This window comes from Bacillus sp. CGMCC 1.16541 (assembly GCF_003184905.1).
Taxonomy (GTDB): Bacteria; Bacillota; Bacilli; order Bacillales; family Bacillaceae_H; genus Priestia.
The window spans coordinates 69684-89202 of sequence record NZ_QFRU01000021.1; the positions used below are offsets into that span (position 1 = coordinate 69684).

15 protein-coding genes are annotated in these 19519 nt (G+C 38.8%); 11 read left to right on the top strand and 4 right to left on the bottom strand.

Annotation, left to right across the window (positions count from 1 at the left end):
• The first annotated feature begins 19 nt into the window (after positions 1-19).
• The 3 genes from DIS06_RS16400 (at position 20) to nikC (ending at position 3748) form a co-directional block, all read left to right on the top strand.
• Positions 20-1621 (top strand): ABC transporter substrate-binding protein, encoded by a 1602-nt coding sequence (locus DIS06_RS16400; RefSeq protein ID WP_110114311.1) that lies wholly within the window; start codon positions 20-22, stop codon positions 1619-1621.
• 202 nt (positions 1622-1823) lie between these two features.
• Positions 1824-2828, top strand: coding sequence for an ABC transporter permease (locus tag DIS06_RS16405; protein ID WP_110114312.1), 1005 nt, complete (start codon positions 1824-1826; stop codon positions 2826-2828).
• A gap of 20 nt (positions 2829-2848) precedes the next feature.
• On the top strand, positions 2849-3748 hold the full coding sequence (nikC, locus tag DIS06_RS16410) for a nickel transporter permease (protein WP_110114313.1): 900 nt from the start codon (positions 2849-2851) through the stop codon (positions 3746-3748).
• Positions 3749-3791: 43 nt separating this feature from the next.
• On the opposite strand, the gene DIS06_RS16415 is transcribed toward nikC, so the two are convergent.
• The 3 genes from DIS06_RS16415 to DIS06_RS16425 form a co-directional block, all read right to left on the bottom strand.
• A complete protein-coding gene (locus DIS06_RS16415) occupies positions 3792-4880 on the bottom strand; it encodes an FUSC family protein (protein WP_110114314.1) in 1089 nt (362 codons plus the stop codon).
• A 179-nt stretch (positions 4881-5059) separates the two neighbouring features.
• Complete coding sequence (locus DIS06_RS16420) at positions 5060-9532, bottom strand: glutamate synthase-related protein (protein ID WP_110114327.1); 4473 nt, start codon at positions 9530-9532, stop codon at positions 5060-5062.
• Between the two features lie 304 nt (positions 9533-9836).
• Positions 9837-11132, bottom strand: coding sequence for a glutamate-1-semialdehyde 2,1-aminomutase (locus tag DIS06_RS16425; RefSeq protein WP_110114315.1), 1296 nt, complete (start codon positions 11130-11132; stop codon positions 9837-9839).
• A 325-nt stretch (positions 11133-11457) separates the two neighbouring features.
• On the opposite strand from DIS06_RS16425, the gene DIS06_RS16430 reads away from it, so the two are divergent.
• The 7 genes from DIS06_RS16430 to perR all read left to right on the top strand — a co-directional run bounded on the left by DIS06_RS16430 (position 11458) and on the right by perR (position 17534).
• On the top strand, positions 11458-12471 hold the full coding sequence (locus DIS06_RS16430; RefSeq protein ID WP_110114316.1) for an ABC transporter ATP-binding protein: 1014 nt from the start codon (positions 11458-11460) through the stop codon (positions 12469-12471).
• On the top strand, positions 12464-13255 hold the full coding sequence (locus DIS06_RS16435; protein WP_110114317.1) for an ABC transporter permease: 792 nt from the start codon (positions 12464-12466) through the stop codon (positions 13253-13255). Before DIS06_RS16430 ends, DIS06_RS16435 begins: the two co-directional genes overlap by 8 nt.
• 3 nt (positions 13256-13258) lie before the next feature.
• The gene (locus DIS06_RS16440; protein ID WP_110114318.1) at positions 13259-14044 is read left to right on the top strand and encodes an ABC transporter permease; all 786 of its coding nucleotides are present in this window, start codon (positions 13259-13261) and stop codon (positions 14042-14044) included.
• A gap of 88 nt (positions 14045-14132) precedes the next feature.
• The gene (locus DIS06_RS16445; RefSeq protein WP_110114319.1) at positions 14133-14525 is read left to right on the top strand and encodes an ion channel; all 393 of its coding nucleotides are present in this window, start codon (positions 14133-14135) and stop codon (positions 14523-14525) included.
• A gap of 68 nt (positions 14526-14593) precedes the next feature.
• A complete protein-coding gene (bcp, locus tag DIS06_RS16450; protein WP_110114320.1) occupies positions 14594-15064 on the top strand; it encodes a thioredoxin-dependent thiol peroxidase in 471 nt (156 codons plus the stop codon).
• Between the two features lie 243 nt (positions 15065-15307).
• A complete protein-coding gene (locus DIS06_RS16455; protein ID WP_110114321.1) occupies positions 15308-16837 on the top strand; it encodes an AbgT family transporter in 1530 nt (509 codons plus the stop codon).
• A 262-nt stretch (positions 16838-17099) separates the two neighbouring features.
• Positions 17100-17534 carry a peroxide-responsive transcriptional repressor PerR gene (gene perR, locus DIS06_RS16460; RefSeq protein ID WP_110114322.1) on the top strand — a complete coding sequence of 145 codons (435 nt, stop codon included), beginning with the start codon at positions 17100-17102 and terminating at the stop codon, positions 17532-17534.
• 24 nt (positions 17535-17558) lie between these two features.
• Here the strand turns inward: perR and DIS06_RS16465 are convergent, their stop codons facing one another.
• Entirely contained in the window at positions 17559-17915 is a 357-nt protein-coding gene (locus tag DIS06_RS16465) for a YgzB family protein (protein ID WP_110114323.1), read from the bottom strand.
• A 250-nt stretch (positions 17916-18165) separates the two neighbouring features.
• Between DIS06_RS16465 and DIS06_RS16470 the strand changes: the two genes are divergently transcribed.
• Positions 18166-19035, top strand: a complete 870-nt coding sequence (locus DIS06_RS16470) for a nucleotidyltransferase-like protein (RefSeq protein WP_110114324.1) — start codon at positions 18166-18168, stop codon at positions 19033-19035.
• The last annotated feature ends 484 nt before the right edge of the window (positions 19036-19519 follow it).

The window sequence follows — 19519 nt, forward strand, 5'->3', positions numbered from 1 at the left end:
ATTAGAGGGGGTAATACAGATGAAGAAAAAGTGGTTAGTTTCAATGCTTGCGCTTGTTTTAGCCGTTTCCTTAGCTCTAGCTGGATGCGGAAAGTCATCTGAAGAAACAGGCACAAAAGACTCTGGTGGTAGTGGCGGAGGAAGTAGTGATAAAGAAACAACCTTGATCTTCGGTCGTGGTGGAGATGCAGTATCATTAGACCCTGCAACCGCAACAGATGGAGAATCATTTAAAGTGACACAAAACATTTTTGATACGCTCATTTCATTTGGTGAGCAAAGCACAGATTTAGAGCCTGGCTTAGCAACAGAGTGGAATGCGTCTGAAGATGGATTAACGTATACATTAAAGCTTCGTGAAGGTATCAAGTTTCACGACGGAACAGACTTTAACGCAGAGGCAGTTGTCGCAAACTTTAAACGTTGGCAAAGTGGAGACAAAGAGCAATATTACTACTACAACTCTCAATTTGGCGACATTATTACAGAAGTAAAAGCGGAAGATCCAACAACGGTTGTGTTCACATTAAGCCGTCCGTTAGCTCCGTTCTTTAAAAACTTAGCAATGTCACCATTTGCAATTTCATCTCCAGCTGCATTTCAGCAATACGGAGATAAATACAATGAAAACCCAGTAGGTACAGGTCCATTCAAATTCAAAGAGTGGAAACGTAATGATCGTATTACAATCGAAAAGAACGCAGAATATTGGGTAGAAAATGAACCGAAATTAGAACAAGTTATTTTCACAGTTATTCCTGAAAACTCAGCTCGTTTAAATGCACTTCAAACAGGTGAAGTAGATTTAATCGACGGTGTAAACTTCAGTGACGTACCGTCAATTGATGGAAACGACAGCTTACAAACGTTCTTCCGTCCGTCACTAAACATTGCATACTTAGGATTAACAGCAACGAGAGGTCCATTAAAAGAAAAACTTGTTCGCCAAGCGTTAAACCATGCAGTTGATAAGCAGGCATTATTAGATGCATTCTACGCAGGTGAAGGTACACCAGCGAAAAACCCAATGCCAGAAGTGGTAGAAGGGTATAACGATGCAATTGAAGACTATCGGTTTGACTTAGAAAAAGCAAAAGCATTATTAGCTGAAGCAGGATATGCAGATGGATTTGAAATGGAATTATGGGCAATGCCGGTAGCACGTCCGTACATGCCAGACGGTCAAAAAGTAGCAGAAGCACTTCAAGCAAACTTTGAGAAAATTGGTGTGAAAGCAAAAATTGTCACATATGAGTGGGCAACATATTTAGATAAAGCAAGAGCAGGGGAAGCTGATTCATTCTTACTTGGTTGGACAGGTGATAATGGAGATGCTGACAACTTCTTATATGTATTACTAGATAAAGACTCAATTGGAAGCAACAACTACTCTTACTACTCAAATGATGAGGTTCATGATCTTTTAATTGAAGCTCAATCAACAGTGGATCAAGCGAAGCGTAACGAACTTTATGCTCGTGCACAAGAAATTATTAAAGATGATGCACCTTGGATCCCACTTGTACACTCAACACCAGCATTAGCAGGGAAATCAAACTTAAAAGGATTCAAGCCACATCCAACTGGTTCTGACCGATTAACAGGCGTTGAATTTGAATAAGAATAAATAGTGAAGCGGTCGTCTTTAATTGACCTCTCCCATTTGAAGTCGCCCAATGCCCATATACATGGTGATCAGCCATCTATGTCGTGGCAGAGGGCGATTTCGCATATTGAATGGTGGAATGAAGTAAAGTGTAAAAGTCATGGATGAAATAGTGAATTTGAATGAATCGTACTAAAATATGAAAGAAGTGATGATTATGGGTTCTTACATCATACGTCGTATCCTTATGCTTGTACCAGTTTTACTAGGTTTGTCACTCGTTGTCTTTTTTATGATTCGTGCTATCCCTGGTAATCCAGCTCAAGTTATTTTAGGACAACTTGCGACTAAAGATGCGATCGAAGCATTAACAAAAGAACTAGGGTTAGATCAGCCGTGGTACATTCAATATTTTAATTACTTAAGTGGATTACTAACAGGTGATTTAGGTGATTCTTTACGTACAAGAACACCAATCAGTGAAGAAATTTGGCCGTATTTAGCAGCGACGATTGAATTGTCACTTGTCGCATTACTAATTGCCGTTGTCATTGGGGTTAATGCCGGTATCATTAGCGCATGGTTTCAAAACTCATGGTTTGATTACATTGCGATGTTACTTGCATTAATCGGGGTGTCAATGCCAATCTTCTGGTTGGGTTTAATGGAACAATGGATTTTTGCCATTCAGCTAGACCTTCTTCCAACGGCAGGACGAGAAGAAGTTCGAAATCCAGTTGAAGCGATCACCCATCTTTATATTGTGGATACCATTCTTCAAGGCAGGATGGATCAGCTTGGTGAAGTGCTGCAACATCTCGTGTTACCGAGCCTTGCGCTAGCAACAATCCCAATGGCTATTATCGCACGTATTACACGTTCAAGTATGCTAGAAGTAATGCGTTCAGATTACATTCGTACAGCTCGTGCGAAAGGATTACGTATGTTTTGGGTTGTGTACAAGCATTCATTAAAAAATGCTGTGATACCGATTATTACAATCATTGGTCTTCAGTTAGGGTTACTACTTGGAGGCGCTATTTTAACCGAAACGATCTTTAGTTGGCCTGGAATTGGTCGTTACATTTATGAAGCAATTGGGTTCCGTGATTACCCTGTTATCCAATCCGGCATTTTACTCATTGCAGTCATCTTTGTACTTATTAACTTAATCGTTGATCTTTTATATGCGGTAATCGATCCGCGCATTAAGTATAACTAGAAAGACGGAGGGGAACATTCATGGCAGAATTAGCAAGAACGAATCTAGATGTCAAACCACCAGCAAACGAAGAAATAGCCATTTCTCCTTGGAAAGAAGCATGGAGGGGGTTTCGTAAAAATAAACTAGCTCTTGTCGGCGCAGGAATTGTACTACTTTTTATTGTGTTAGCCATTTGTGCACCGATCATTGCACCCCAAGGAATCAATGAACAAGATCTTTCTAAAAGACTGCAAGCACCATCAAGTGAACATTGGTTTGGAACAGATGACTTTGGTCGTGACATCTTTTCACGTATCCTTTACGGAGCAAGAATTTCATTATGGGTTGGGTTTTTCGCTGTACTAGGTTCAGTCGCAGTAGGAAGTGTGTTAGGGATTGTCGCAGGTTATTACGGGCGTTGGGTAGATACACTTATCTCGCGTGTATTTGATATTATGCTTGCTTTCCCTAGTATTTTACTAGCAATCGGAATCGTGGCCGTATTAGGTCCTTCCCTACAAAATGCGTTAATTGCCATCGCAGTCATTAACATCCCAAACTTCGGTCGTCTCATTCGCTCTAAAGTATTGAGTGTAAAAGAAGAAGAGTACATTATGGCAGCAAAAGCAGTTGGAATGAAGGATGTTCGTATCTTATTTCATCACATTCTACCAAACAGTATGACGCCAATTATCGTACAAGGAACACTGGCGATTGCAACAGCCATCATTGAAGCAGCAGCCCTAGGCTTCCTAGGATTAGGCGCTCAAGCACCGAACCCTGAATGGGGGAAAATGCTTGCTGACTCAAAAGCATTCTTAATTCAAGCACCATGGACGATGATCTTCCCAGGCCTTGCTATTATGCTAACAGTATTAGGGTTCAACTTAATGGGAGACGGATTACGAGATGCACTTGATCCTCGAATGAAAAGTTAAACAAATAAAAGTCACCCCTTCCTGTACAGGAAGGGGTGACTTTTTATTCGATCTCACGCTGTTCTTGAATATCAAACTCGTTGTCTTCTTTGTGATAGTTATGGAAGCTATCAATTAATTTGTCAAGATGCTCTAACTCTTCACTGTACTCAATGATAGAAGAGACAAGCGGGAACAGGTGATAAACCATTTTATTTTGTTTGTCATCTTCGTATAATTTATAATTCATAAAAGCATCAATAAGTGCCCGTCTTCCTGAACATACTTCATTTGTAATCATGGTAGCTGGATTGGATTTGATTTTACCAACAAACTTCAACATGACTTGTTCATGATAAGATAGTAAGCATTCAAGTTCAGCATTTAATAATTCTTGAAACGATTCCTTTGTATGATGGATGTCATTCTCAAGTCGATGTAACAACTTAAGTGTGACTAACGCACGGCTTGTTGTTAAAATTAACTGTCTAAATAACACAAGTTTACGTGATTTTACATATCGTTTCTTTTTTGAATGCGTACGCTCTTCTTTATAAAAGCTAAACAAAAGCTCCATCCTTGATACTTTTTCTTTAATTTTTTCAATATCATCCTTTAAAAGCGTATGCTCGGATGCATGGCGAATACTCATACGGATCCACTTAATAATCTCTTCCGTTGTCCCAACGACTTTGTAGTACAGTTTTGTTTCATATTTCGGTGGTAGAAAAATTAAATTCACAATAAATGCTGAAAGAACACCAAGAATGATTGTACCAAAGCGAATGAGTGCAAATTGAATAAAGTCCGCTCCAGGGTTTTCCATAATAGCGATAACCGTTACGAGAGCTAACCCAATTGTATTCCCAATTCCTAACTTTAGATTAATCGCAATGACAATGACTGCCGTAAGACCGATAATAAACGGATGATTTCCAAACGCAAGGCCAAACACAACGGCTAAAAATGCACCGATCACATTTGCTTGAATTTGCTCTAAAATAGATAAATAAGACCTGTAAATCGACGGTTGAATCGCAAATACAGCGGCAATGGCAGCAAAGATTGGAGACGGTAACTGTAAAAGCTCCGCTAACAACAGTGAAAGTGTAATGGCAATTCCCGTTTTTAAAATGCGGGCACCAAGTTTCATGCTCTTTTTTAATTCCTTTCTTTAAATAGAGTTTAGTTAATTATTATCCTATTTGAAATAAAGTAAACAATAACATACTATACAAGGTTTAGTGACTGATATCAAGCCTATAAAAAAGAAAAATCCCGTGTGAAATCGGGATTTTTCGACAGTGCTTTTCTCACATTTTGTTGATAAAATTACTCGGTTGAAACAGACGGATCTGCTTGTTCTTTACTTGGGTTCACTTGTAGAAAGTGTTGCGCAGGATCTTGTAACAATCCTTCTATTTTAGTTGCTTCTTCATATTGTCCGTCTTTTGTTAATGCTTCTACATAAAAAGACAATAACTCTTTTACATCCGATAGACCTGTTTCTGTTAAAGGTTGGATAGTGACTTTTGCCCCTTTTGCAATCCGACGTTGTAAAGCTCGTTTTGTTAACCCCATTTCTGGTTGATGACGTAAATAAATGACACCGCCTGTCATACCAGCGCAAATCCAAGGACCAGGGTCTCCTAACACAAGTCCACGGCCATTTGTCATGTATTCAAATGCAAAACCTTTAATGTTGGCATTTGTTCCGATGTTTCCGTGCTCTTGTTCTGGAATTGGCGCTGTGACTGTTCCACCGATAATCATATCGGCGCCTGATAAACGAATACCAGCACGTGCATCGGCATTTCCTTGGGCAAGTAAAATGCCTTTTTGTGCTCCGTATCCAAACCCTTTTCCAACTGATCCGTTATAATAACGTCCATCTTTTCCTTTGGATTTTAACACTAAAATATGACCACCAAACGATGTTTTTCCTGTGCCATCTTGAGCTCCACCACTAACTTTAATTTGAATGCCTGAGCTGTTATAAGCACCTAAACCATTTCCAACAATAGAACCATCCTTATACGTTAATTGCACACTTGGTAGCTGTTTATACGACCCATCTAAACGGTTGCGAACTCGATGACAAGAAACACGGCTCCCTAAAATACGTTGCTCAGATGTCACCTGCTCATATTCTCTCGATTTTGTTAAGTGATCAACGTGAGCATCGAGGTACTCGCTACCTGCAGCGAGATTGAACGCTGGTTCTTCCACACTAGCTGCCACTTCAAGCTGAGAGAGAGATTGAATATCAGCAACATTTAATAAAGGCGTTAAATCTAATGAATCTTTACCACGGACTTGCACGAGTAAATCAGAACGTCCAACAATGTCTTGAAGACGTTCAAAGCCTAAACTTGCGGTTAACACTTTTAATTCGTTGCCAAATGCAGTAAAGAGATTCATAAGTCCTTGAACAGCTGGATTCAATTCCCGTGGTACAAAGCGTCGCAATCCATGTTCCTTCGCTTGTGCTTCTGATTCAATTTGTGTCGCAATCCCAACATGACATGTATCAAGGTGACAACCACGACAGGTTGTGCAGCCAATTGCGACCATCGAAAGAGTGCCAAAGCCAACCCGATTCGCACCTAGAAGCATCACTTTCATGACATCAAGCGCACTTTTAATCCCGCCATCTGCCCAAATTTCTACTTTATGTCGTAACCCCGCCTCAAGCAGGGCTTGATGAGCAGCTTTCACGCCAATTTCAACAGGAAGACCAACATGTTGCAAAGCATGAATACGGGCTGCTCCGGTTCCACCGTCAAAGCCACTTAGTGTAATCATATCAGCTCCCGCTTTTGCAATCCCAACTGCAATGGTCCCGATATTTGGTACAACAGGTACTTTCACAATGACTTTTGCTTGATCATTCGCTGTTTTTAATTCCGCAATCATTTGAGCTAAATCTTCAATGGAATAAATATCATGGTTGTTCGATGGGGAAATTAAATCCGATCCAATCGTCGCATTACGAGACTCTGCAATTTTTGCCGTTACCTTTGAAGCAGGAAGGTGACCACCTTCACCAGGCTTTGCGCCTTGCCCAATTTTAATCTCAAGTAAATTTGAAGAGTTTAACAGCTCTGCATTCACTCCGAAACGACCAGATGCCACTTGTTGTCCCCGTGTACGAGGATATCTACCAAGCATATCTTTAATTTCGCCACCTTCACCGTTTAAGCTCACCATATTTAAACGATCAGCCGCTTCTGCATAGGCCCGAAAAGCTGTTTCATTTTGCGAACCAAACGACATGGAGGCGATGACAAATGGCAGATCGTGCTCAGCTACTCCAATATGGACGGATTCAGGAGAGACCCCATCTTCTTTTGTACGCAAATCCGTTAAATGACGAATCGTTGTTGGATTTAACGTTTCTTGCTCGGTTAACTTTTCCCGGTATGCGTCATACGTTCCGGTCTTCGCGACATCCCCAATCGCTTTCCAAATACGAGGAAATAGGTGAAAGCTTTTCCCAGCTCGTGCTTTTTCATCTGAAAAATCTTTTGCGCGAGCAACTGCGTCTTCTTTTAACGCTGAAAAATTATGCTGTAGTTGATCAGATCCAAAGAAATTAACGATGGATAAAACATCAGCTATCTCGCTATGAAGACCGATGGACGAAAAGAGTCGGCCGTATCCTCGTAGTTCGTGAATACCAATCGTAGAAATGACCTTTTCAAGTCCTTTAATAAGTGCACTATAAAGGTTGGCAACAGGTTGTGAATCTTCTTCACTAACTGTTGCAAATAAAAGGTATGGACTAATCACATCAGCACCTAATCCAAATGCCACAATTACATCATGAAGTGAGCGAATGGCGCCTGAACGAAGCAACAACGAACAATCACGACGAAGATGGTGCTTGACGAGCGCTTGATCAATTGCAGAGAGCGTTAGGTGCGGATCAATAAACAACTGTCCGTCTTGATGTGCGTGTGAATCGTCAATAATCAATAGAGTTCTTCCATCCTTTATACTGTCAATCGCTTCAAGAGAGAGGCGTTGTAACGCTTCGTCAATTGTTTCTTGTTCAGTGAATGTTGCTGATAAGTAGTGCACAAGCTGTCTTTGTTCAAACGCATGTAAAAGTTGATGATAAGAAGGTTGTTGAATGGTTGTGCTGCATTTTAAGCCCATCTCACCTTCAATTAAAATAGGAGAAAGCAATTCAACAACATAATGAATCTCTTCATCTCCCGTAAGAGAGGGGCGTTTACCAATGATGGTTCGTGTTGAAAAATGTTCTGTTTCACGATCACGATCAATGGCTGGATTGGTTACAACAGCCACGCTTTCTTTTATATAATCCGCGATGTTTTTACGACCAGGATGAAGTGCAGCTAGCGGTGCATCATGACCGAGTGAGCGAATGGGCTCTGCTCCTTTTTCCGCCATTTGTTCAAGAAGCTGAATATGCTCACGGTCCCAACCGAATGCAGCGTATTGACCGTTTGTCACTTTTGTCACAGCTTTATCTGTTATTTCATCTTCATAAATTGGAGGAGTTAGTCGTTCGTAATCACTTTCTAGCGATATGCGACGCGAAAAACGCTCATATACTTCTTCTTGAAATGAAAAGTGATCGTAAAGTTCCATGTCACCGTCATCATTCCATTTCAATCCGACTTTTTCACCTGGTGCAAATGGTTTTGGCTCGGCCACATATTCACCATTGGGAAGAATACCAGGTTCTGAAGAAAAGAAATACGAGCTCTCTGTTTCGAGTAGCCAAACGGGTCTTAATCCAAGCGCATCCACACTAAAAACTGCTTCATCTTCATAGCGTGAAATAATACCTGCTGGTCCTTGCGCAAAATGTCCCCATGCTTCGCGCATGTACGTATACATGTTTTGTAAATGAAGAGGATAGGCTTTTATTTCATTGATAATTGGTGGGAAAAGTAGATCAACCGCTTCAAAAAGCGAATACCCGTCGCGAACAATCAATGTTTCAATCATTCGATTTAAATCTTGTGAGTCACTGCCTCCATTTGAGAGTGGAACGTTCATCATTCGCGCTTCATCTCGCAATTTAGCAACGGTATTAATTTCACCGTTATGTCCTAATAAACTAAAAGGTTGTACACGGAAAAAGCTTGTTAAGGTATTGGTTGAATAGCGGTTATGTCCTAATGTCATGGCTGAGGCAATCAAAGGGTGTTTTAAATCAGAATAATAGTTTCGTAATGTTTCACCGGCACCCATTACTTTGTAGACAACGTAGGAGTGACTAAGTGAAGCAACGTGAAGTGTATCATCTTCTTCAATTTCAACATTTAACTGAAAGATCGTAGAGGAGATTGACTGTAAGTCAGTTGCAACAAGTGCAATTTGCCAAAAGTAGGGTTCTTCATTTGTTGCAAGTGGACCTAAAGCATCAGAGCGGACAACTGAATCATCCGCTTCAAACACAATATGTAGTCCATACTTTGTAAATAGCTGTGTCATCTTGGCTTTCTTTTCAGAGAGATCAGCGTGTTTCGCGATAAAAATATGACCGACAATAAACGAAGGGGAGTCCACAAGGTTGTCATCTTTTCCCGCGCTTTTTAGCTTTTCTTTCCATAAAGCACGAGGTAAATCAATATGAATACCAATGCCATCACCTTCATCATTAATAAACCCAGCACGGTGATTCATAGTGTTTAATGCATCGATACATTGTTCAATGTTTTTTTTCGTTGGATGGTTTTTCTTTTCAATAACTGAGACAATTCCACAAGCGTCATGTTCATGAAGATGATAATCTTTAAATAAACTCGGAGTCCATTTTGTTTTCATATGAGCGGCATTCAGAGCGTGTAAGATCACACGTTTCCTGCCTTCACCTCCATTTAAATTAATCTCTCTATGTGTAAAAGCTGGGAGATAGTTAGATCACACCAAAAAGGATTTAAATTTTCAGAATTGTATATAAAATAGTACCACGAAAGTAAAAAAAATACAATTATCTATTCATTGAATTTAAAGACAAGAGAAGAGAAAAAGGAAAAGAGAAAAGTTAATTTGTGAGCGTTTTCATTGGTGTTCAACTCACTTAAATAGGAGAAAAGGTCTTCTCCTATTTAAGTATATTGATGCATATTTATACGGTTTGCAGTTGTTTGAATGTCGTTTCAACAGCTTGTAATGTTTGAGCGATGTCTTCTTCAGTATGAGCAATGGTTAAGAACCATGCCTCATATTTAGATGGTGCAAGGTTAATTCCTTGATGTAACATTAATTTAAAGAACTTCGCAAACATTTCACCATCTGTGTTTTCAGCTTGTTCATAGTTTTTCACTTTTTCAGTCGTAAAGTAAAGCGTAAGTGCTCCTTTTAAACGGTTTGTTGTAATCGGCATGTTATATGTTTTGGCAAGAGATAAAATGCCATCTTCTAAAAGGGCACCAAGACGATCTAACTGTTCGTACACCCCATCTTGTTTTAGCACTTCTAAACACGCAATTCCTGATAAAATGGAAGCTGGATTTCCTGCCATTGTTCCCGCTTGATAAGCAGGTCCTAGAGGTGCTACTGTTTCCATAATCTCTTTACGACCGCCGTATGCACCAATCGGCAATCCTCCACCGATAATCTTCCCAAGTGCTGTTAAGTCAGGTTTCACACCTAATAAATCTTGTGCGCCCCCGTACATAAAACGAAACGCTGTAATAACTTCATCGTAAATAACAAGCGCTCCAGCTTCATGAGTGAGATCATTTACGGCTTGTAAAAAGCCAGGCTCAGGTTCAACAATACCAAAGTTCCCAACAATCGGTTCCACTAAAACAGCTGCAATCTCATCTCCCCATTTTTCAAGTGCTTCCTTAAATGGCTCGATATCGTTAAACGGAACTGTAATGACTTCTTTTGCAATACTTTTTGGAACACCAGCTGAATCAGGTGTGCCAAGTGTTGAAGGGCCAGAGCCTGCAGCAACAAGCACTAAGTCAGAATGACCGTGGTAACAACCCGCAAATTTAATAATTTTATCGCGACCTGTATACGCGCGCGCAACACGAATCGTGGTCATCACCGCTTCTGTCCCTGAATTTACAAAACGCACTTTATCAAGAGCTGGCATCGCTTCTTTTAACATTTTCGCAAATGTAATTTCGTGTGGCGTTGGTGTACCGTATAACACGCCTGTTTGTGCCGCTGTCGTAATGGCTTCTGTAATATGAGGGTGAGCATGTCCTGTAATAATGGGACCGTATGCAGCTAAATAGTCGATGTATTTGTTTCCATCAACATCCCAAAAATAAGCACCTTCTGCTTTTTCCATCACAACAGGTGCGCCTCCGCCTACTGCTTTATATGAACGTGATGGACTATTCACACCACCAACAATATGTTCAAGAGCTTCACTATGTAACTGTTCGGATTTTGTAAATTGCATGTTTTGCCTCCTAGCTATAAAAATACTAACTCTTTTATTTTAACAAAGATTTGTCTTATATCCATCTAAATCATTTCATATAACGGAAGAGATGTTATATGAAATGATTCAGGCCTAAATGACTGTCTAGTGTCATCCACTTAAGTAAACCTTTGAAGGTGGTAGTGATACTAGGCTAATTTCAACACATACATTTATATGATTGTCGAACAAACTAGAAGAGATGAAGCAAAAGAGTTGTTCTCTTTGTTGTTATTCGATAAAGTATAAGATTGGTTAGATGACTGAAAGCATTAAATTGCTAAAGATAAATGGAGGAAACAACATGCGACATGCAATTGAAGTAGAAATGCTGCGAAAAGAGTTTAAGTCATATTCAAGTCGTTCAGGATTAGGCGGGGCTTTTCGTGATTTATTTACACGTAATTATAAGATTATGCAAGCTGTTAACGATATTTCATTTAGCGTCAAACAAGGAGAAATGGTCGGATATATAGGTGAAAACGGGGCAGGTAAGTCAACTACGATTAAAATGTTAACCGGCATTTTAACGCCTACTTCCGGTAAGGTAATTGTAAATGGAATGAACCCACATAAAGAGCGTGAAAAGTTTGCTCAAACGATAGGTGTCGTGTTCGGACAACGATCTCAGCTGTGGTGGGACATTGCCGTTCAAGAATCGTTTCGCTTATTGAAAAAAGTGTACAAAGTATCAGATGAGGACTACAACAACCATATGAGTCATGTGATTGAAACATTGGATATTGGCCCACTTCTTGATAAGCCGGTTCGTAAGTTATCACTTGGTCAACGAATGCGTTGTGAATTAGCAGCAGCACTTATTCATAACCCGCCGCTGTTGTTTTTAGACGAACCAACAATTGGGTTAGATGTGCTTGTGAAACTTAAAATCCGTCAGTTTCTAAAAGAAATTAATGAAAAATACAACACAACCATTTTACTAACAACGCATGACCTATCTGATATTGAAGCATTGTGTGAACGTGTAGTTATGCTTGATGAAGGCAACATCATTTATGATGGTTCGCTTCAAAAGCTTCGCTCGACGTGGGGAGATGGAAAGCAAATTGTCTTTGAATTTGCGACAACTCCGAATCGTGAACATATTAAGATGCTGACACAAGGTCTACCTGTAACATGGACACAAGGTGAACGTGAAAACATCTGGGTATCTCATTTAGTCAATGAAGGCGATACAATGTCCCAACTCATTGGCCGTGTTGTGGGGAAATATGAAATTAGCGACATTAGTATTCATGAGATTTCAACAGAAGAGATCATTCGCAACATTTATGAAGAAGGTGTCGTGAATGGCTAAGTATATCGAAATGATCCGAATCCGCTTTTTAATGATGTTGGCGTATCGGACGAATTATTATAGCGGTATTTTAATTTACGCGATTAACATCGGGGCTTACTATTTCTTATGGTCTGCCATTTATGGAGGCAAAGAAAACATTCAAGGCCTCTCCATGGTTCAGATGACGACATATGTAGCTGTTTCATGGATGGCGCGTGCTTTTTACTTTAATAACATTGACCGTGAAATGGCGATGGAGATTAAAGATGGAAAAGTAGCGGTGGAGCTTATTAAGCCGTATAGCTATCTTGGAATGAAAACGATGCAAGGGCTAGGGGAAGGAATTTTCCGTTTATTCTTCTTTTCTGTCCCTGGTATGGTGATTGTCTATTTCTTGTTTCCGATTCAGTTTTCAGCAAGTGTGACGACATGGCTCTATTTCGGTTTATCTCTTGTGTTTAGTTTTATTGTAAACACCCAAATTAACTTGCTAACGGGCATTACTACTTTCTTCTTATTTAATAACGATGGACTAATTCGTGCGAAGCGAGTCGTTATTGACTTGTTTTCAGGTCTGCTGTTACCAATTAGCTTTTACCCACTTTGGGCGCAAGAAGTAATGGGGTACTTTCCATTTCAAGCGATTAGCTACATCCCGAGCATGATCTTTACAGAAGGGTTTAAGGGAAATGAGATTATTCAAGCACTCATGACTCAAGCTGTCTGGTCCACTGTATTACTTATTCCAATCGCTATCCTTTGGAATCTTGCGAAAAAAAGAATGGTTATTCAAGGAGGATAAGCGATGTTTTACGTATCAATGTTTTTTCAATATATCGGACAATATATGAAAACAAGGCTTCAATACCGAGCTGATTTACTGGTAGAAATGATGTCTGATTTATTATTTCAAGCCGTGAACTTAATCTTTATTTTAGTCGTGTTTGGCCATACGCAGTTTTTAAATGGCTGGTCAAGAGAGGAAATTATCTTTATTTATGGTTTTTTCTTAGTGCCGTTTGCCCTCTTTTCATCGTTTTTTAATATTTGGGATTTTAACGAGCGTTATATAGTAAAAGGAGAGATGGATCGAATTTTAACCCGTCCTATTCATAGCTTATTTCAAGTTATTTTAGAACGAATGGAATTAGAGTCGTTATTTGGTGCGCTTACAGGAATTACTGTAATGATTTATGCAGGAATGAAGCTCGACTTGACCTTTCACTGGTATGATCCATTTATTTTTATTATGTTTGTACTTGGTGGGGCACTCGTGTATGCAGGGATCTTTATTGCATTAGCTAGTATTGGATTCTGGTCGGATGCTCGCACGTCCATTATGCCAACAATGTATAACATCGGAAACTATGGACGTTATCCTGTAGATATCTACAATAATGTCATTCGTTATGTCCTAACATGGATTCTTCCGTTTGCATTTGTAGGAGTATACCCCGCTGCTTATTTTCTAGGACGAGAAGAGTGGTATGGCTATGCATTTTTAACACCATTTATGGGCGTTTTATTTTTTACCATCTCTATCTTCTTATGGAATACCGGTGTCAAACGATACAGAGGAGCAGGCAATTAAATGCCTGCTTTTTTGTATTCAATTACGCATGTTCGGACAAGACTTCACGTATATTGGTTACAAACAACTCAATAAAGGAGGGAGGTTTGTGATCGTCCTCCTTATAAGTATGATTTGTGTACTGATGATTGGAAGCTTGCAATTTTTATTTAAACGAGAGGTCAGTGACTTTCATGTATTTTCGTTCAGCAGTTTTATTGCACTTTTATATGCCTATGTAACAGTCCTCGTTGGATTTGGCCTCATTTACACCGTGCTAGAAATGCATCATTATTCCGTTTTAGCTGGACAATACGAGCCTTATCAAAGTTATCTTTTAACCTTGTACAATAGTTTGTATTTTAGTGCTGTTACGCTTTTTTCAGTTGGATATGGTGATATGTATCCTGTCGGAATTGGCAAAGGTATCGTCATTGTTGAATCATTAGTAGGGTATATCATGCCTGCTTTATTTGTCTTACGAACTGTAAATCGAACATAAAAGTTGTATCTCTGTTTTATTTTGGTTACCCTATGTGTACATCATCTATATTAAGGGGTTGTATACATATGGCAGTAGAAGTAGGGGTAAAAGCACCGAGTTTTACATTAAAAGCGAACGATGGAAGTGAAGTGGCGTTAGCTGACTTCAAAGGAAAGAATGTCGTTCTTTATTTTTATCCAAAAGATATGACACCAGGTTGTACAACAGAAGCATGTGATTTCCGTGATCAACATGAAAACTTTTCAGAATTAAACGCGGTCATTTTAGGGGTGAGCCCAGATCCAATTGAGCGACACCAAAAGTTCATTGACAAACACGGTCTGCCGTTCTTACTGTTAGCTGATGAAGATCATAAAGTGGCAGAAGAATACGGAGTATGGACACTAAAGAAGAACTTTGGAAAAGAGTACATGGGTATTGAACGTTCGACCTTTATTATTGATAAAGAAGGAAAAGTAGCAAAAGAGTGGCGTAAAGTCCGTGTGAAAGGGCATGTAGAAGAAGCGCTTCAATTTATTCGTGAAAATCTATCGTAAAAATAGGTATTTAACTAGAGCACTTTTCATGCTCTTGCGTACAATAGAAGTGTAGGGCATACCTCCTCAGATGTTAGCACATAGAAAAGTGTGGATTTCAAATCCACACTTCTTTTTATGTGCGTAAATATTAGTAACATTGTTAAAATTTCGTATTTTTTTGAAAGACTTTAAACTTTGATTATTGTTTATTATACTAAAAGTCATGTCTTTTACAGAACAAAATATAGAGGAGGGTATCTTATGACAACATCAGCCAAAAATAAAGGCTTTTTCATGCGTGTGTTGGACGGTATTGAGCGTGTCGGAAATCGGTTACCTCACCCGGTCACATTATTCGCAATATTTTGTTTGCTAATTATGGTTGCATCCGCAATCTTTGCAAACTTAGGTGTCCAAGTTGACGACCCAGTCAACGAAGGAGAAGTGTTACAAGTTAAAAACTTGTTAAGTGCAGAAGGCATTAAGTACATGTTTGAATCAGCTGTTTCAAACTTTACAGGGTTTGCTCCGTTAGGAACGGTACTCGTTACGATGCTAGGAATTGGACTAGCTGAGCGTTCAGGATTGATTAGTGCTGGATTACGTGCATTAGTTATGTCGGTACCTAAGCAACTAATGACTGCTGCATTAGTATTTGGAGGAATCATGTCAAGTATGGCTGCCGATGCAGGTTACGTGGTATTAACGCCACTTGGAGCGGTTTTATTCGCAGGAATGGGACGTCATCCACTTGCAGGTTTAGCTGCAGCTTTTGCAGGGGTATCAGGTGGTTTTAGTGCAAACTTATTACTTACATCACTTGATCCTCTTCTTGGTTCATTAACACAAGAAGCCGCTGCAACGTTAGATCCTGCTTATGCAGGTCAAATTAACTTTGCGATGAACTACTATTTCATGATTGCTTCTGTTATTTTAATTACACTGATCGGTACGTTTGTAACAGAAAAGATTGTTGAGCCAAGACTTGGTAAATACAAAGGTGAAGTAGAAGAAACAGCAGAAGGATTAAAGCCAGAAGAGAAAAAAGGCTTATGGGCTGCTTTTGCTGCATTTATCGTAACAGGCTTCATTGTATCTTTACTTGTTGTACCAGAGTGGGGGCCGTTACGTGGAGAAGGTAGCATTATTGATTCACCGTTCTTCCACTCACTTGTTCCTGTTATTTTAATTATGTTTTTCGTTCCAGGTCTTGTGTATGGAATGATTACAAAAACGATTAAAAACGACAAAGACGTAGCAAATCAAATGTCAGATACAATGGCGACAATGGGTTCTTATGTTGTACTAGCGTTCATTGCGGGTCAATTTGTTGCATACTTTAAAGAAACGAACTTAGGGATTGTACTAGCGATTAATGGAGCAGAATTTTTAGAGTCTACAGGATTTAAAGGAATTCCATTAATTTTAACATTCATCTTAATTTCAGGGATTATCAACCTATTCATTGGTAGTGCATCTGCGAAGTGGGCAATTATGGCGCCAGTCTTTGTACCAATCATGATGGGTCTTGGTTATTCTCCTGAATTGACACAAGCGGTATATCGTATTTCGGATTCAACGACAAACATTATTTCACCATTACTTCCATACTTTGCAATCATTATTGCATTTGCACAAAAGTATGATAAACGCGTTGGAATTGGAACACTGATTTCAACGATGTTACCTTACTCAATCTTCTTTACGATTGGTTGGGTATTGATGTTAATCGTGTGGATGTTTACAGGTCTAGATTTAGGACCAGGTTCACCAATCTATTATGAAAAATAAACATGTGTACAAACATCCTCGTTACCTAGTGTGACGGGGATGTTTTTTTGAAAGTGAAAAATAGGAAACGTTAAACGGAATGACATAAATAGGGAGACGTGTATACTATAATATAGTAGGGTGAAGGTGTAGTTTCTTTTTGATGAAGGGGAATCTATGGCTGTTTTTACGTAAGTGAAAAGTTGACAAAAGTAGGGTATAACATGTAGACTAATTATAAAAATTACAAAGTAAGAATTTATATAGAAGAGAGGTGCATGACGTGTCAGCACACTTGAAAGAAGCGCTTGAAACGTTAAAAGGTACGGGGGTTCGTATCACACCGCAACGTCATGCGATTTTAGAGTATTTAATTAATTCAATGACTCACCCAACCGCAGACGATATTTACAAAGCTCTAGAAGGTAAGTTTCCTAATATGAGCGTTGCGACTGTATACAACAATTTAAGAGTGTTTCGTGAAGTGGGTATTGTAAAAGAGTTAACATATGGAGACTCATCTAGTCGCTTTGATTATGTGACAACGGATCATTATCACGTTATTTGTGAAAACTGTGGCAAGATTGTTGACTTCCATTATCCTGGTTTGGATGAAGTAGAAGCATTAGCTGCACACATTACAGGATTTGAAGTGAGTCATCATCGGATGGAAATCTACGGAACATGTACAGATTGTAAAAGTAAACAAAAGCATTAAAAAGCTGATAACTCTCAGATGTTATCAGCTTTCTTTTTGTTTGCGATTATATTTCTCATCAAAATCTTTTCCTTCAAGAGAAGGATCAAGCGTTAATGGTTCGTTACAGTACATACACATATCTACACGACCGAGCATCTTTGTATATCTTTGACACGAAGGACAGACAACTTGTACAGCTTTGGTGGAAAGCATGCCAATCCAAAAGTATACAACTGTGCTCGCAACAATACAAAGCAGTCCAAGAAGCATAAAAATGGTCATCAGCCACATGGATGATTTAAAAAAGATTCCTACGTACATAACAATAAAACCAATAAAAATTAAGCTTAATGCAAAGGTACGAATTTTATTAATTTTGTTTGAGTATTTCAATGCCATAGCTAGCCCCTCCTACTGTTTAACTATACCATATATAGAAGAAGAGAGGGGTACTTTCTATGAGTGAGTACATAAAAAGGAAACAAGGAATTTTTTGTTGTTCGTAGAATGTACTTACTTTGAAGCTAAATGGTATAGAAAATGTAGGATGACTCATATAGAATGATTCTTGTAGAAACAATAGACTTTTCTTTTTTATAAGAATACGAATGGTGAAATTGCTAATTATCAATGGTGGAGGAGCTCAAACATGGAAGATATCTTACGTCCTATCTATCAAGAAAGAGCCAGCAAAGAAGAAACATTGGGGATTTTATTGATTGAAAAAAGAAATTCTGAATCAGCGGTTACAGACAATTTAGATGCAATGTTGTTTATTATTGTGAAGCACGCAGAATGTCCGCTTTTTATTAAGCATTATGAATATATGAATGAAAAAGCAGGGCTATATGTCGCACCTGAAAGCCAAATTACGGACTGGATGATTAACGGGACAAATCGCCGTGTGGTCGATTGGCTGTTGAATGGAAAAGTCATCTTTGATCGTAATGAGTATGTCGAGACATTGCGAAAGCGATTAATTCAATTTCCGCAAGAAGAGAGAACGAAAAAAATTGGAATTGAATTTGCTAAATTAATAAGAAGGTTTATTGAGGGTAAAAACTTTTACGAGTCGAGACATTATTTAGATGCATTTAACCATGTTATCCACGCTCTACATCACTTAGCTCGTTTATCTGTTTTAGAAAACGGATTTCATCCAGAAGTCACAGTGTGGAATCAAGTGAAAAAGATTGAGCCAGAAATTCATAAGTTATATGAAGAGTTGATCGTAAGTGATGAAGATATTAGTAAGCGATTAGAGCTATTATTTTTAGCGAGTGAATTGCTAGTAAATAAGAAGATGGGCATTGGCTCAAAACATTTAGTCTCTTTAATGGATGAACGTGAAGAATGGACATTTAATGAGTTGATGACTCATGAAGAAGTGAAGCCTTATGCAATCGATCTAGGTGTATTGATGGAGTTCTTAGTTGATAAAGGACTCGTTGATGTAAAAAGAGTCGAGACAAAAGGTAAGCATATTTATCATAGGCATTATTCTACGAAACCTCTATAGAAGCGATGTGGAAAATGTGAAAGATGAAAGAGACTTTTTAGTTGCGTTACCTTTGCCTTTTAAAAAGACAAAGGTAACGCGTTAGTTTCTCTGCTTTTGCTAACAGAGAAGTTGATTTTCATGATTTGTGTCCAGAAGCTCATTGTTAGCATAAGGTAGAAACATATTGACGATTATATACTCCGATAAAAGTAAGTAATCTAGAGTAAAGATAAACGTTGTTTGTATAGTGATTAAATAGGACCAAAATAGATAAAAAAGCTTTTTTAAAAAAAGAAAAAAGTTTTTTTGGAAAAACTATTGACCAATGAATTGAATCTGTGATAAATTAATTCTTGTCGTTACGATGCAGTAGCGATTAAGAAAAAGAAACAAAAAATAAACCAAAAAAGTTGTTGACAAAAACTTAACAACTTGATATGATTAAAAAGTCGCTTCTGAGCGACGGTTGAACTTTGAAAACTGAACAAAGCGACAAACGTCA

Bases quoted from the DNA above. Each gene is read 5' to 3' on its own strand.
- DIS06_RS16400 (WP_110114311.1), top strand. From the start codon at position 20: ATGAAGAAAAAGTGGTTAGTTTCAATGCTTGCGCTTGTTTTAGCCGTT.
- DIS06_RS16405 (WP_110114312.1), top strand. From the start codon at position 1,824: ATGGGTTCTTACATCATACGTCGTATCCTTATGCTTGTACCAGTTTTA.
- nikC (WP_110114313.1), top strand. From the start codon at position 2,849: ATGGCAGAATTAGCAAGAACGAATCTAGATGTCAAACCACCAGCAAAC.
- DIS06_RS16415 (WP_110114314.1), bottom strand. From the start codon at position 4,880: ATGAAACTTGGTGCCCGCATTTTAAAAACGGGAATTGCCATTACACTT.
- DIS06_RS16420 (WP_110114327.1), bottom strand. From the start codon at position 9,532: ATGAAAACAAAATGGACTCCGAGTTTATTTAAAGATTATCATCTTCAT.
- DIS06_RS16425 (WP_110114315.1), bottom strand. From the start codon at position 11,132: ATGCAATTTACAAAATCCGAACAGTTACATAGTGAAGCTCTTGAACAT.
- DIS06_RS16430 (WP_110114316.1), top strand. From the start codon at position 11,458: ATGCGACATGCAATTGAAGTAGAAATGCTGCGAAAAGAGTTTAAGTCA.
- DIS06_RS16435 (WP_110114317.1), top strand. From the start codon at position 12,464: ATGGCTAAGTATATCGAAATGATCCGAATCCGCTTTTTAATGATGTTG.
- DIS06_RS16440 (WP_110114318.1), top strand. From the start codon at position 13,259: ATGTTTTACGTATCAATGTTTTTTCAATATATCGGACAATATATGAAA.
- bcp (WP_110114320.1), top strand. From the start codon at position 14,594: ATGGCAGTAGAAGTAGGGGTAAAAGCACCGAGTTTTACATTAAAAGCG.
- DIS06_RS16455 (WP_110114321.1), top strand. From the start codon at position 15,308: ATGACAACATCAGCCAAAAATAAAGGCTTTTTCATGCGTGTGTTGGAC.
- DIS06_RS16465 (WP_110114323.1), bottom strand. From the start codon at position 17,915: ATGGCATTGAAATACTCAAACAAAATTAATAAAATTCGTACCTTTGCA.
- DIS06_RS16470 (WP_110114324.1), top strand. From the start codon at position 18,166: ATGGAAGATATCTTACGTCCTATCTATCAAGAAAGAGCCAGCAAAGAA.